The organism is Xenorhabdus sp. KK7.4, from assembly GCF_963876465.1.
In the GTDB taxonomy this organism is placed as follows: Bacteria; Pseudomonadota; Gammaproteobacteria; order Enterobacterales; family Enterobacteriaceae; genus Xenorhabdus; species Xenorhabdus stockiae.
In genome coordinates this window covers 1-12773 of sequence record NZ_CAWNQF010000099.1, presented here as the reverse complement: position 1 = coordinate 12773, position 12773 = coordinate 1, and the positions used below count along the sequence as shown (strand labels likewise).

Sequence of the window (12773 nt, the reverse complement as noted above, 5' to 3'; positions counted from 1 at the left end):
AGTTGCATGTTCACCGGATGGTATTTGTAGTGATGGCGCAGGTCTTGAATTGAAGTGTCCTAACACTACCGAAGTGTTTATTGACTTGGCTTTGAACGGTATTAATGCCATGAAAAAGGAGTATGTCGCTCAGGTTCAATATTCCATGTGGATAACAGGAAAGGATGTCTGGCATTTTGCTAATTATGACCCCCGGATGCCGGGTGGAAAGGAGATTGTTCACATGCCCGTGTATCGGGATGAAAACGTAATGAAAGAATTCGATGAGCAAATCCCTGAATTTATAGAAAGAATGGATAAGGGATTAAATAAATTAGGCGTTGAATTCGGTAATCAATGGAGGGTTAATAATGGCTAGCAAAGGCGTTAACAAGGTTATTTTAGTTGGCCACTTAGGCCAAGACCCAGAGGTACGTTATCTACCAAACGGTGGTGCAGTAACCAATATCACTTTAGCCACCTCTGAAGCATGGCGGGATAAGCAATCCGGGGAGATGAAGGAAAAAACGGAATGGCACAGAGTAGTAATATTCGGGAAACTCGCTGAAATTGCCGGTGAATATCTGAGAAAAGGTACTCAGGTTTACATTGAAGGCCAGCTACAAACACGGAAGTGGCAAGACCAGCAAGGGCAGGATCGCTATTCCACTGAGGTTGTCGTGAATATCGGTGGGACTATGCAAATGTTGGGTAATAAGCAAGGAAGTCAGCAAGGGCAACAATCACAACCCCAGCACTCAGGGCAACAGCAACAATCCCAGCTCTGGGGACAGCAGCCACAAGGACAGGTTCAGCAACCAAAACCAGCTCCACCACCAATGGATTTTGACGATGACGTGCCGTTCGCCTCTATCGGCAAGCAATACCCCAACCATGCTATCTACGTGATTTAACCAATTCTAACCCAACACCCTATCACTACGCTGCTGTGCGGCGGGAGGATTACTTATGTCTACTAATTATGATTCAAAGCTAATTGTCGGTACTGAACTGGAAAATGTAAGCATTAGCGATGAAGAGATTGAAGATTTAATTTGTGAAGGCTATGCGCGGCATGGCTCTTATTTTTCTGGCGAGTTCTATTTTATTGGTAAGGAAATTCACACCGCAACTATCACATCTGAAAATTTCAATGAAGAGTATTTATCACTAAAGGATGAGGTTGCAAAAGAGCTAGGGGTAGATATTGATGATGTCTCTTTGCGAAATGGTATTCTAATTTGGTAAATGCACAAACATTTAATTGGTATGTAATGCCGTGAAAGCAGCATTAAGGAGGTTGCATGTATACCCCATGGAACCCAAACCCCAAAGCGATCCTGAGAGTTAACGACCCCTACCCCATTCCAACACACTGCCGATATTGTGGCAGACACGTGATGATTGAACATCATCTGAATGTCTTTAAACGCATCCATGACAGCCGCTGGCCTTGGTTATACCACTGTTGGGCATGTGGTGCGCGTGTCAGTATTCACCCGGAAACAGATATCCCGATGGGGTCACTGGCGGATAAGAAAACTCGTCAGGCCAGAGTATCAGCACATCGTTATTTTGATGATGTCGTCAGGAGTCGTAATTTAGAGCGCACGGAAGCGTATCAATGGTTAGCACGTCAACTGGACATCAGTTTTAACACCTGTCACTTCGGCTGGTTTGATACTGATATGTGTAAGAAAGCAGAGAGTATATGTAGGAGGTTTGGATAATGGGAGCAATGCGCGAAGAACTTGATTTTTATATGCATGAAGCCAGTCCTGAATTACTTAAAGATCGCCGAGAATACATCGAAGTTTGTCTTATGAATCGATTAGCAAAAGATTTAGAGATAATGAATACAAAATATGCAAATGACCCAAGATTCACTGAAATTAGAGAATCTCATACCGAAGGTTTGAATTTCTTCATAAAAACCGGATTTAAACGTAGAGAGAATAAATAATGAACAATGATGTGATTGAGTTGGCGGGGGGAAATAGAAAATTTGCAAGTTAAAGCAGCAATGGAGCTATCTAATTCTTGGATAATAGAGAGACTTTTGCTAGCAAATGCAGCCGCACTCTGCTTGTTGGAAAAAGGAGAAAAAGAGCAAGCTATGGCTTGGATGGAGGGCCTTTCTGATTGGGCTGATGAAGATTTATTATCTGAGGCAGAGAGTAATTCAGATGATTTAGATTCTTGGGTTAATAAGCGAATGGAAAATGAAGTAAGTACAATAAAAGCACTGGAAATTATTCGCTCAGAAACACCTACCGTAGAGAAAATTAAAAGCTCACTGGAAGAATTAGCAAAGAAACTCGCTGAATATGAAAATATGGAACCCGCCGGCCATTTCATCGTTAGTGGAGATGGTTTTATCGGCGAAGTTTTTCATGAATTCAATAATGACCCCGATGTATTTAAGCTCTACCGTCATCCAAACAAATAACGAGAAATAACATGTCAGATTTTGGTGGTAGCAATACTCCGCCCGAATTTAAAGATTTATGGCAAACTCCCCTCCCGTTATTTAAAGCACTCAACCTAGAATTTAAATTTACCCTTGATGTAGCAGCATCTGCTCAAAACGCGCTGTGCACACATTATCTCACGGAACGAGATAATGCACTGAAATCTGACTGGGTGAGTCACGGTGCTATCTGGTGTAACCCGCCTTACTCCCATATTAGGCCGTGGGTAGAGAAAGCCGCTATCGAGTGCCAAAAGCAATTACAGCCCGTCGTGATGTTAGTTCCCTCTGATACCTCTGTGGGTTGGTTTAAGTTAGCGCTGGTGACAGTTGATGAGGTCAGGTTAATAACGGGTGGGCGTATTTCATTTATCAACGCTGAGACACAGAAGACAGTGAATGGAAATAATAAAGGCAGCCTATTGCTAATTTGGAGGCCATTCATTAAACCACGTAAAACAATAACAACCGTCGACCGAGATTATTTAACTAATATCGGTCGTGAACTATTGAGGAAAATAGCGTGAAGATAACCATTGAAATAACAGAAAAAGAAATTAATGAGTACGTAGATAATTGGCTAGCAGTAAGTGGTGAAGAATTGCATGAGTGCGTTAAACATGATGCATTTCATAGCCTTCAGGAGTCATTTCCTGAACTCGAAGAAGAGAATGTAATTGTGGTTGTCAATGACTAACGAATTCGAGAACGCAAGGAGGAAGGTGGCAAGGGATTGCCTTAAAGAACTGAAACAGCATCCAAATACGACGACAAATCAGTCACCGCAATTCTAGAAAACATACACCCAAATTTAAACCACTCAACCACATGAGATTCAGTGCTAAATCAGTGCTGGCTTATTATGTGCGGATTATTCGGAAGGAGAGGAAATGAAACTCATGCACAGCCATCAGGAAACAAATGAAGTGCTCAGTCACTCATTCCACCTGACTCAGATTATTGCCTCAGTCTGGGGTGATCCATCTGATATCACTGATGTAGTCTGGCATTCTGGATACCGTAAGCCGGAACGGGAAGCAACAGAAATAGCCCAGCTCACTATCGACATTATGGAAGGGGTACCCGATGGGGTGCCCTACTCTGCAAGACCGAAAAATTTGAACGATATTCTCATGGCGGAACTGAGCGACATTATTTTCGGTGCAACGTGGGGTGATAAGGCAACCTCGGCGAGCGTGGCGAGGGTGATATTGGAGAGCGGGTATCAGAAAGGAGGAGAACAGTGAAAATGAATACAGTATTCTTATTGATGGCAGAGTTTGAAACTTCGCAGATTCTTCTGTCAGCTATAGCCGAGAAGTACCTTAAATTGACTCCAGCGACAGCAGAACGCAAGGCCATTGAAGGTAAGTTAAAATTCCCGACATACAGAATGAATGACAGCCAGAAATCACCGCGAATTGTTCATGTACATGATCTCGCTGAGTACATCGATAAGCAAAGGGAACTGGCAGCAAAAGAAGTGGAACGGATGCAGTCGAAGAAGAAAGTAAATTGATTGAAATTCATATCCGGGTGCTATTTCTCAGCACCCCAATAGCACCCCTTTATAATATAACAAGTTGATTTATAACTTAACAAATACCACTGTATATAGCCGGCAGATAAAAAAATCGCGGGATTATACCTCCTTTTTGGGATCAGGCAACTATCAATATATTGATTTTTAGCAACTACAAGTCATTTTTTCCTATTTTTTATCCGCAATAAACCTGCATAAAGCTATCGCAAACGTTTGCCTTGGCTGTTAGAATTATTCCGTTCTGTTTTATTCATTCAAATGCAACCGCCTGGGAGCTACGCAGTGACCAACAAAACCTCTCTTAGCTATAAAGATGCTGGTGTCGATATTGATGCTGGTAATGCCTTAGTCAATCGTATCAAAAGTGTAGTGAAACAGACCCGACGCCCGGAAGTAATGGGGGGATTGGGTGACTTTGGTGCATTATGTTCTCTGCCACAAAAATATCGTGAACCTGTTTTAGTTTCTGGCACAGATGGTGTGGGGACTAAATTGCGTCTGGCCATGGATCTGAAGCGCCACGATACGATCGGCATTGATTTGGTCGCCATGTGCGTCAACGATTTGGTAGTTCAGGGAGCTGAACCTCTGTTCTTCCTTGATTACTATGCAACAGGGAAATTAGATGTTGATACCGCATCGAGCGTTATAACCGGCATCGCGGAAGGCTGTAAACAGGCAGGCTGTGCTCTGGTCGGTGGAGAAACAGCTGAAATGCCGGGCATGTACCACGGCGAAGATTACGATGTTGCAGGCTTCTGTGTCGGTGTGGTTGAAAAATCAGAAATCATTGATGGCAGCAAAGTTCAGGCTGGAGATGCACTCATAGCACTGTCATCCAGCGGGCCACACTCCAATGGTTATTCATTGATCCGTAAAATCCTTGAAGTGAGCCAGACCAATCCAGAGATAACTGAGCTGGATGGTAAAACACTGGCTGATCATCTTCTCGCTCCAACCCGTATTTACGTTAAACCACTGCTTGAACTGATCGAACAAATTGAAATCCATGCGATTTGCCATCTGACAGGGGGTGGTTTCTGGGAAAATATTCCCCGCGTTCTGCCTGAAAATATGCAGGCAAAAATAGACGGCACCAGTTGGCAATGGCCAGCCATTTTTAAATGGCTGCAACAGGCTGGCAATGTCAGCGACCATGAAATGTACCGTACGTTTAACTGCGGCGTCGGCATGATAATTGCTCTGCCTCAGTCTCAGGCAACACAGGCGATTGAATGGCTGAATAAAGCGGGTGAAAACGCATGGCAAATCGGCAGCATCACTGAATCTGATCATAGCGGACAGCAAGTTACGATCAGTTAATAAAAAGCCAGTTAATAGAAAGTGATTCAATGAAGACTATGAAAAAAATTGCGGTCTTAATTTCTGGTAATGGCAGTAATCTGCAATCTATCATTGATGCCTGCCAGCAAAACCGGATTAATGGTCAGATCTGTGCTGTGTTCAGCAATAAAGCTGACGCTTATGGTCTGCAACGCGCTGAAGAATCAGCTATTCCAACCCATTTTCTTAATCCGAAGGAATATTCTGATCGCACAGATTATGACTCCGCCCTGCTTACAGCCATTGATCAATATCAGCCCGATTTAATTGTTTTAGCGGGTTATATGAGGATCCTGTCATCTGGCTTTGTGCAGCATTACCGTGGCCGACTACTCAATATTCATCCCTCCCTGCTACCGAAATATCCCGGCTTACATACTCACCGTAAGGCGATAGAAAACGGTGATCAGGAACATGGCACTTCTGTCCACTTTGTCACCGAAGAACTTGATGGTGGTCCTGTTATCTTACAGGCCAAAGTGCCCATTTTTGCAGAAGATCAAGAAGAGGAAGTGATTCGACGCGTGCAAACTCAGGAGCATAATATTTACCCGATGGTCATTGGCTGGTTTCTGGAAGGGCGTTTGAGCATGGGCAATAATACCGCCATTTTGGATGGGAAAGTACTTTCTCAACAAGGATATGCTTCAGACTAATCGATATAATTAATTCCAAAATTTATTATTAGTTCCAAAACTACAGCATTGTGTTAAGGTTAGTTAATTAAGCTAAACTTAATCATACTAAGGTAAAAATAATTAGCTGGGCACCTTGCTGTACTTTATTACTTCATAATATTCTCTTTGATAAAAATCAAAACTAAGTTGTCCTTACGTTAAAAACACTGAGGTATCTAATGTCCAGTGGTTCCGAAAATCCACCCGTAAATCTACGCCCACTTGAACGGGAAGATCTCCCTTTCGTCCACCAGCTTGATAATAATGCCAGTGTCATGCGTTACTGGTTTGAAGAACCTTATGAAGCTTTCGTTGAATTATGCGATCTCTATGACAAGCATATCCATGATCAAAGTGAACGCCGTTTTATTATTGAAAGTATGAATTCCAAAGTTGGTCTGGTGGAACTAGTGGAAATTGATTATGTCCACCGCCGGGCTGAGTTTCAGCTCATTATTGCGCCAGCTTATCAGGGGCAAGGCTATGCAACAGGAGCAGTTAAACTTGCGATGGAGTACGCATTTTCAGTCCTAAACCTCTATAAACTCTATTTAATTGTTGATAAAGAAAACGAAAAAGCAATTCATATATACAATAAACTGGGATTTTATACAGAAGGAGAGCTTATTGATGAGTTCTTTGTAAACGGCTCTTATCATACTGCTATCCGCATGTGTACTTTCCAGCATCACTATTTTGCTAACAAAATTAGGCATTCCCAGAGTAAAAAGCAGCACTGTTAACCAATGGACCAAATGGAGTAGTAATGTCCCAAGACCGCCTCTATACAGAAAAAGAACTCAGCTGGCTCTCTTTCAATGAACGTGTGCTTCAGGAAGCGGCTGACAAAAGTAATCCACTTATTGAAAGGATGAGGTTTTTAGGGATCTACTCCAATAATCTGGATGAGTTTTATAAAGTCCGTTTCGCCGATGTAAAACGTCGCATTCTGATTAGCGAAGCCCGGGGTTCTGCAACGGGTTCCCGGCAATTATTAAAAAAAATCCAGTCAAAAGTCGCCAAAATCGATCAGGAGTTTGATGAACTCTATAACGATTTATTGTTGGAAATGGCGCGTAATCAGATTTTCCTCATCAATGAACGGCAGATATCCCCGAATCAGCAAATCTGGCTACGGCAGTATTTCCGCCAGCATTTGCGTCCACACATTACGCCTATCGTTATCAATCCAGAAACTAATCTGGTTGAATTTTTAAAAGATGATTACACCTATTTAGCGGTAGAAATTATCCGCGGGCAGGAAACCAAATACGCTTTGCTGGAAATCCCTTCCGATAAAGTTCCCCGTTTCGTTAATTTGCCGCCGGAAATGCCCAAAAGACGCAAATCAATGATCCTGATTGATAACATTCTGCGCTACACACTGGATGAAATTTTTAAGGGCTTTTTTGATTACGACACACTAAGTGTTTACTCCATGAAAATGACCCGTGATGCTGAATACGATTTAGCGACGGAAATGGAATCCAGCTTGCTGGAATTAATGTCTTCAACACTGAAACAAAGACTGACAGCCGAACCTGTCCGTTTTGTTTATCAGCGTGATATGCCTGATGAAATGGTCGAATTATTGCGTAGCAAACTGGGGCTTTCCAATGATGACTCTGTAATTGCCGGCAGCCGTTATCACAATTTCAGAGATTTCATTAAATTCCCTAATGAAGGAAACCGGACTCTGCTGAATAAACCAATGCCCCGGCTGCGCCATACCTGGTTTGATAATTTCCGCAATGGTTTTGATGCTATCCGTGAACAGGATGTATTGCTTTATTATCCTTATCACACTTTCGAGCATGTACTGGAATTACTGCGGCAGGCATCATTCGATCCAAGCGTATTATCGATAAAAATTAACATCTATCGGGTAGCGAAAGACTCACGCATAGTTGAATCCATGATCCATGCAGCCCACAATGGCAAAAAAGTGACAGTCGTCGTGGAATTACAGGCACGTTTTGATGAAGAAGCCAATATTCACTGGGCAAAACGCCTGACTGAAGCGGGGGTGCATGTCATTTTCTCGGCTCCCGGCCTGAAAATTCACGCCAAACTGTTTATCATTTCACGCCTTGAAGGGAATGAAATTATTCGTTATGCCCACATCGGTACAGGGAATTTCAATGAAAAAACAGCCCGTTTATATACCGACTACTCCCTAATGACAGCCAAACCCGAAGTCACCAACGAAGTACGCCGGGTATTTAACTTTATTGAAAACCCTTATCGTCCGGTGACGTTTGAGAACTTGATGGTTTCTCCCCAAAACTCACGGGCTATGCTCAATAAATTAATTGATCAGGAAATTGAAAATGCCAGAGCAGGAGAAATTGCAGGTATCACGCTGAAAATAAATAATCTGGTAGACAGAGAATTGGCAGATCGCCTATATGATGCCTCTGAAGCGGGTGTCAAAGTACGCCTTCTGATCCGGGGAATGTGCTCTCTGGTTCCCGGCCAGCCCGGTTTTAGTGAAAATATTCAGGTTACCAGTATTGTCGATCGTTTCCTTGAACATGATCGGGTTTATGTTTTCACTAATAAAGGAGATGAGAAAATCTTCCTTTCTTCCGCAGACTGGATGACACGGAACATTGATTATCGTATTGAAGTTGCCGTTTGTCTGCTTGACCCACTGTTAAAACAGCGTGTTCTCGATATTCTGGAATTACAGTTTAGTGATACGGTCAAGGCTCGTTATATTGATAAAGAATTGAGCAATAGGTATGTCCCACGAGGAAATAAACGTAAAATTCGCGCACAAACTGCCATTTACGATTATCTGAAAAATCTGGAACAGCCTGAATCAAGAGTTTAATTTATGCCGTTGAAACACGATACACCAACGCCTAAACCGCTGGAAATTGCAACCATCGATCTGGGTTCCAATAGTTTTCATATGGTTATCGCCCGAATTGTAAATGGGGCATTACAAGTTATCGGTCGCCTGAAAAAACGGGTTTACCTTGCTGATGGATTCAACGATAAAAATGAACTGAGTGAAGAAGCCATCAAACGTGGTCTTGAGAGCCTTTCGTTATTCGCTGAACGTTTGCAAGGCTTCCCCGCAGAAAACGTCTGCCTTGTAGGAACTCACAGTTTACGGGAAGCAAGTAACGCCGAAGAATTTCTGCAACGGGCCAAAGAAGTCATCCCCTATCCTATTGAGATTATTTCCGGTCATGAAGAAGCCCGTTTAATTTTTATGGGAGTAGAACATACTCAGCCAGAAAAAGGCCGTAAGCTGGTGATTGATATTGGTGGCGGTTCAACCGAGCTGGTTATTGGTGAAGGCTTCGAACCTCTTCTCATTGAAAGCCGCCGTATGGGATGCGTCAGTTTTGCCCGGCAGTTTTTCCCTGATGGGGTGATAAATGAACACAATTTCCGTAAAGCACGGCTTCAGGCAGAACAAAAGCTGGAAAATCTCATCTGGCAATTCCGCACAAAAGGCTGGGATTTTGCTCTGGGGGCGTCGGGTACAATTAAGGCAGTGCATGAATTACTGGTTGAATTGGGTGAAAAAGATGGCCTGATTACACCTGAGCGGCTTCAGATGCTGGTCAAGAGAGTATTGAAATACAAAAATTTCAAATCGCTGGATCTGCCCGGTTTATCGGACGATCGCAAACAGACTCTGGTTCCTGGTCTGGCAATCCTGTGCGGTATATTTGATGCCCTAAATATTCAGGAATTATGCTTGTCTGACGGAGCACTACGTGAAGGCGTTCTTTACGAAATGGAAGACCGTTTCCGACATCTGGATATCCGTCAGAGAACCGCCAAAAGTCTTGCTGATCACTATAATATCGATCGCGAACAGGCCAGTCGTGTCTGGGATACAGCTAAAACACTTTATGATCAGTGGGCTGCGCAAAATCCGAAACGGGTACAACCACAACTGGAGTCTATCCTGCTCTGGGCTGCCATGCTGCATGAAGTTGGCTTAAGTATTAATCTGAGTGGCCTGCAACGGCACTCTGCCTATATCCTGCAACATACTGATTTGCCTGGTTTCAACCAAGAGCAGCAATCATTACTGGCAACACTGGTTCGTTATCACCGCAAAGCGGTTAAAGTTCATGAGCACCCTCGTTTCTATTTGTTTAAGAAAAAGCAATATCTTCCTATGCTCCAGATATTAAGATTAGCAACACTGCTGAATAATCAGCGTCAGTCCACAACAACACCTGAGTCACTGACACTGGAAACGGATCATGGGCACTGGATACTTTCTTTCCCGAGAAACTATTTAACTCAAAATACACTAATGCAACTGGATTTAGAAAAAGAGCAAGCTTACTGGAGTGATGTGACAGGCTGGCATCTACATATCCAAGAGGAATCAACTTAACGATATCGTATTATGAAAAAGAAAAAGAAAACCGCTCAGATTACAAAATTAATTCTGCTTATCAGCTTTCTGATTTTATTTGGGCGTTTTATCTATTCATCAATTGCAGCGTTAGAACATCATCAGCAAAAAAAGCAAAATATGATGGAACAAAGCAGCGATCTTAAGACAAAATAACATCATTCCTGATAGTGTAATTTTGGCAAAACCTAAAGGTCATATAATGTTACAGCCAGCCTTTAAACCCGATAATACGAATGTTGCCAGCCAGCATTCGCAAAAGCTGGCTCTTGCTCGCCAGCATCTATTTTCTCTGTTAATTAACGATAAGCTATTCGTTGATACATTATTAGGACAGGCTGATGCGCATGCAAAGATTAGCAATGATCTGCTACTCGAAAAAATTGAAGAAGTCCGCTCCTTACTGACCAGCCTGCATGCGGCAGATATTGCAGATATTCTGGAGGCACTGCCTTATGATGAGCGTCTTGCTTTGTGGCGGCTCATCGACAACAACCAGCGTGGTGAAGTTTTGGTGGAAGCTTCAATCCCGGTCTGGGAAAACTTAATTAAGGATATGTCGGATCTGGCGCTGCTTAGAGCAATCGGTACACTGCATGTCGATGAACAGGCTTATATTGTCGAACACCTTCCAAGAGATACCACGCACCGTCTGCTGACCTATCTGGAACCCAGCCAGCGCAACCGTATCCGGGAAGTATTACAATACCACAAAGACAGCATCGGCCAGATGATGGACTTTGAATTTGTAACTGTACGGGGCAATGTCACGCTCAGTACCGTTCAGCGTTTTCTGCGTTCCCGTGGGTCTATTCCTGCAACAACGGATAAAATTTTTGTTATTGACCGTAAAAACCGGCTTCAAGGGGAACTTCCGCTCACTACCCTGCTAACCAGCGCCCCCGATAAATTAGTCGCCGAAGTGATGAACATAGATACCGTCACTTTTCTGCCGGAGCAAAAAGGTGAAGATGCAGCCAGCGCGTTCGAACGTTATGACCTGATTTCTGCTGCAGTTGTGGATAATAATGGCCGTCTGATGGGACGTCTGACTGTTGAGGATATCGTCGATACCTTAAGCGAAGAGACAGATACCAATATCCGGCGTATGGGTGGCCTGAGCCGTGAAGAAGATGTTTTCGCTCCGGTTGGGCAGGCAGTAAAAACCCGCTGGGCATGGCTAGCCATTAATCTGTGCACTGCATTCGTTGCTTCACGGGTGATCGGTCTGTTTGAACATACCATTTCCCAGCTCGTTGCGCTTGCCACACTGATGCCTATCGTGGCAGGTATCGGGGGGAACACTGGCAATCAGACCATCACAATGATAGTGCGGGCTCTGGCACTCCATCAAATCCGGACAGGAAGTTTTCCTTATATTTTATTGAGGGAGCTGGGTGTTGCCCTGATAAACGGTATTATTTGGGGGGGAATTATGGGGCTTGTCACTTATCTGCTCTACGATGACCCAGCAATGGGCGGAGTAATGACAATGGCAATGATACTCAACCTGCTGATGGCTGCCCTGATGGGCGTGCTGATCCCTTTTATTATGATGAGACTGGGCAGAGATCCTGCTATTGGCTCCAGTGTGATGATAACTGCGATTACTGATACTGGTGGTTTTTTTATCTTTTTAGGGCTGGCAACCCTGTTTTTGGTTTAATGCGTAAAAAACATCAACTGACTTAACCCGTATATAATGCGGGTTAATATTTATCATTTGAAAATATTTTGATGATTATGAAAAGACATTTGATTGGCTGCTCATAATCTTATGATTGATGAAACTCAATAAACTACTCAATAGGCTTTTCAGTATAGTATTTTATTAATTCACTGTGCTCATTAATTATTTCCATTTTTCTGGGATCGTCTTTGTATTTTTCCTTCAACTCATAAAGTAATTCATTGGCTTTTTTACAAAATATATCAATCTCATCTTGCAGTAATCGCTTTCTTGCATCAGATAAATCACTATCCCATTCATCTGCAAGATATTCGCAATATTCAGTTTTTTCATTTATTCTTGCAAATCTTTTGGCATATTACCCCTTAATGCCCATGAAACCCCATGTAGGCAGAAAAAAATCACACTCGATATGATTATCTTTTCCATTTTATTGCTAATTTTCCATACCCAGTGCATTAGGAAAGCTCTCCCTGAGTGTCACACAGTTGAAGATATTATTACTCTGGCACCTGATTTGTTTCATTGTCACGCTTAGAACACCTGCATAGGAGGTTTAAGCGTAACAAATAAGTATCCCCCGGCATAGCCGGGGGTTTTTCATATGCGCCTATAAGGCTCTCTTACCTGCCGCGCCCTAACAGGCGCATCGCAATCTGACATTTGCATTCTAGTGA

17 protein-coding genes are annotated in these 12773 nt (G+C 43.0%); all 17 read left to right on the top strand.

The window, feature by feature from the left end:
• Positions 1–358, top strand: a 358-nt coding sequence (locus AACS90_RS17260) for a YqaJ viral recombinase family protein (RefSeq protein ID WP_193757290.1), incomplete at its 5' end; no start/stop codon positions are given.
• On the top strand, positions 351–893 hold the full coding sequence (locus tag AACS90_RS17255) for a single-stranded DNA-binding protein (RefSeq protein WP_099123455.1): 543 nt from the start codon (positions 351–353) through the stop codon (positions 891–893). The genes AACS90_RS17260 and AACS90_RS17255, both read left to right, overlap by 8 nt.
• Before the next feature lie 55 nt (positions 894–948).
• The gene (locus tag AACS90_RS17250; protein WP_099123454.1) at positions 949–1227 is read left to right on the top strand and encodes a hypothetical protein; all 279 of its coding nucleotides are present in this window, start codon (positions 949–951) and stop codon (positions 1225–1227) included.
• A gap of 56 nt (positions 1228–1283) precedes the next feature.
• Positions 1284–1709 (top strand): zinc-finger-containing protein, encoded by a 426-nt coding sequence (locus AACS90_RS17245; protein WP_099123453.1) that lies wholly within the window; start codon positions 1284–1286, stop codon positions 1707–1709.
• A complete protein-coding gene (locus AACS90_RS17240; protein WP_099123452.1) occupies positions 1709–1942 on the top strand; it encodes a hypothetical protein in 234 nt (77 codons plus the stop codon). Before AACS90_RS17245 ends, AACS90_RS17240 begins: the two co-directional genes overlap by 1 nt.
• Before the next feature lie 42 nt (positions 1943–1984).
• Positions 1985–2428, top strand: coding sequence for a hypothetical protein (locus AACS90_RS17235; protein WP_153043699.1), 444 nt, complete (start codon positions 1985–1987; stop codon positions 2426–2428).
• Between the two features lie 11 nt (positions 2429–2439).
• A complete protein-coding gene (locus tag AACS90_RS17230; protein ID WP_099123450.1) occupies positions 2440–2976 on the top strand; it encodes a phage N-6-adenine-methyltransferase in 537 nt (178 codons plus the stop codon).
• Positions 2973–3146, top strand: a complete 174-nt coding sequence (locus AACS90_RS17225) for a hypothetical protein (protein WP_193757289.1) — start codon at positions 2973–2975, stop codon at positions 3144–3146. The genes AACS90_RS17230 and AACS90_RS17225 overlap by 4 nt, the downstream gene beginning before the upstream one ends.
• Positions 3147–3339: 193 nt before the next feature.
• Positions 3340–3696 carry a hypothetical protein gene (locus AACS90_RS17220; RefSeq protein ID WP_241538321.1) on the top strand — a complete coding sequence of 119 codons (357 nt, stop codon included), beginning with the start codon at positions 3340–3342 and terminating at the stop codon, positions 3694–3696.
• 2 nt (positions 3697–3698) lie between these two features.
• On the top strand, positions 3699–3968 hold the full coding sequence (locus AACS90_RS17215; RefSeq protein ID WP_099123258.1) for a pyocin activator PrtN family protein: 270 nt from the start codon (positions 3699–3701) through the stop codon (positions 3966–3968).
• 306 nt (positions 3969–4274) lie between these two features.
• Positions 4275–5315 (top strand): phosphoribosylformylglycinamidine cyclo-ligase, encoded by a 1041-nt coding sequence (gene purM / locus AACS90_RS17210; RefSeq protein ID WP_099123449.1) that lies wholly within the window; start codon positions 4275–4277, stop codon positions 5313–5315.
• Between the two features lie 38 nt (positions 5316–5353).
• A complete protein-coding gene (gene purN / locus AACS90_RS17205) occupies positions 5354–5992 on the top strand; it encodes a phosphoribosylglycinamide formyltransferase (protein ID WP_099123448.1) in 639 nt (212 codons plus the stop codon).
• A 200-nt stretch (positions 5993–6192) separates the two neighbouring features.
• Positions 6193–6756 (top strand): spermidine N1-acetyltransferase, encoded by a 564-nt coding sequence (gene speG, locus AACS90_RS17200; RefSeq protein WP_099123447.1) that lies wholly within the window; start codon positions 6193–6195, stop codon positions 6754–6756.
• Between the two features lie 23 nt (positions 6757–6779).
• Positions 6780–8849 (top strand): polyphosphate kinase 1, encoded by a 2070-nt coding sequence (gene ppk1 / locus AACS90_RS17195; protein WP_099123446.1) that lies wholly within the window; start codon positions 6780–6782, stop codon positions 8847–8849.
• Positions 8850–8852: 3 nt separating this feature from the next.
• On the top strand, positions 8853–10385 hold the full coding sequence (gene ppx, locus AACS90_RS17190; protein ID WP_099123445.1) for an exopolyphosphatase: 1533 nt from the start codon (positions 8853–8855) through the stop codon (positions 10383–10385).
• A gap of 12 nt (positions 10386–10397) precedes the next feature.
• On the top strand, positions 10398–10562 hold the full coding sequence (locus AACS90_RS17185; RefSeq protein ID WP_099110876.1) for a YfgG family protein: 165 nt from the start codon (positions 10398–10400) through the stop codon (positions 10560–10562).
• Positions 10563–10608: 46 nt separating this feature from the next.
• Entirely contained in the window at positions 10609–12072 is a 1464-nt protein-coding gene (gene mgtE, locus AACS90_RS17180; protein ID WP_099123444.1) for a magnesium transporter, read from the top strand.
• The last annotated feature ends 701 nt before the right edge of the window (positions 12073–12773 follow it).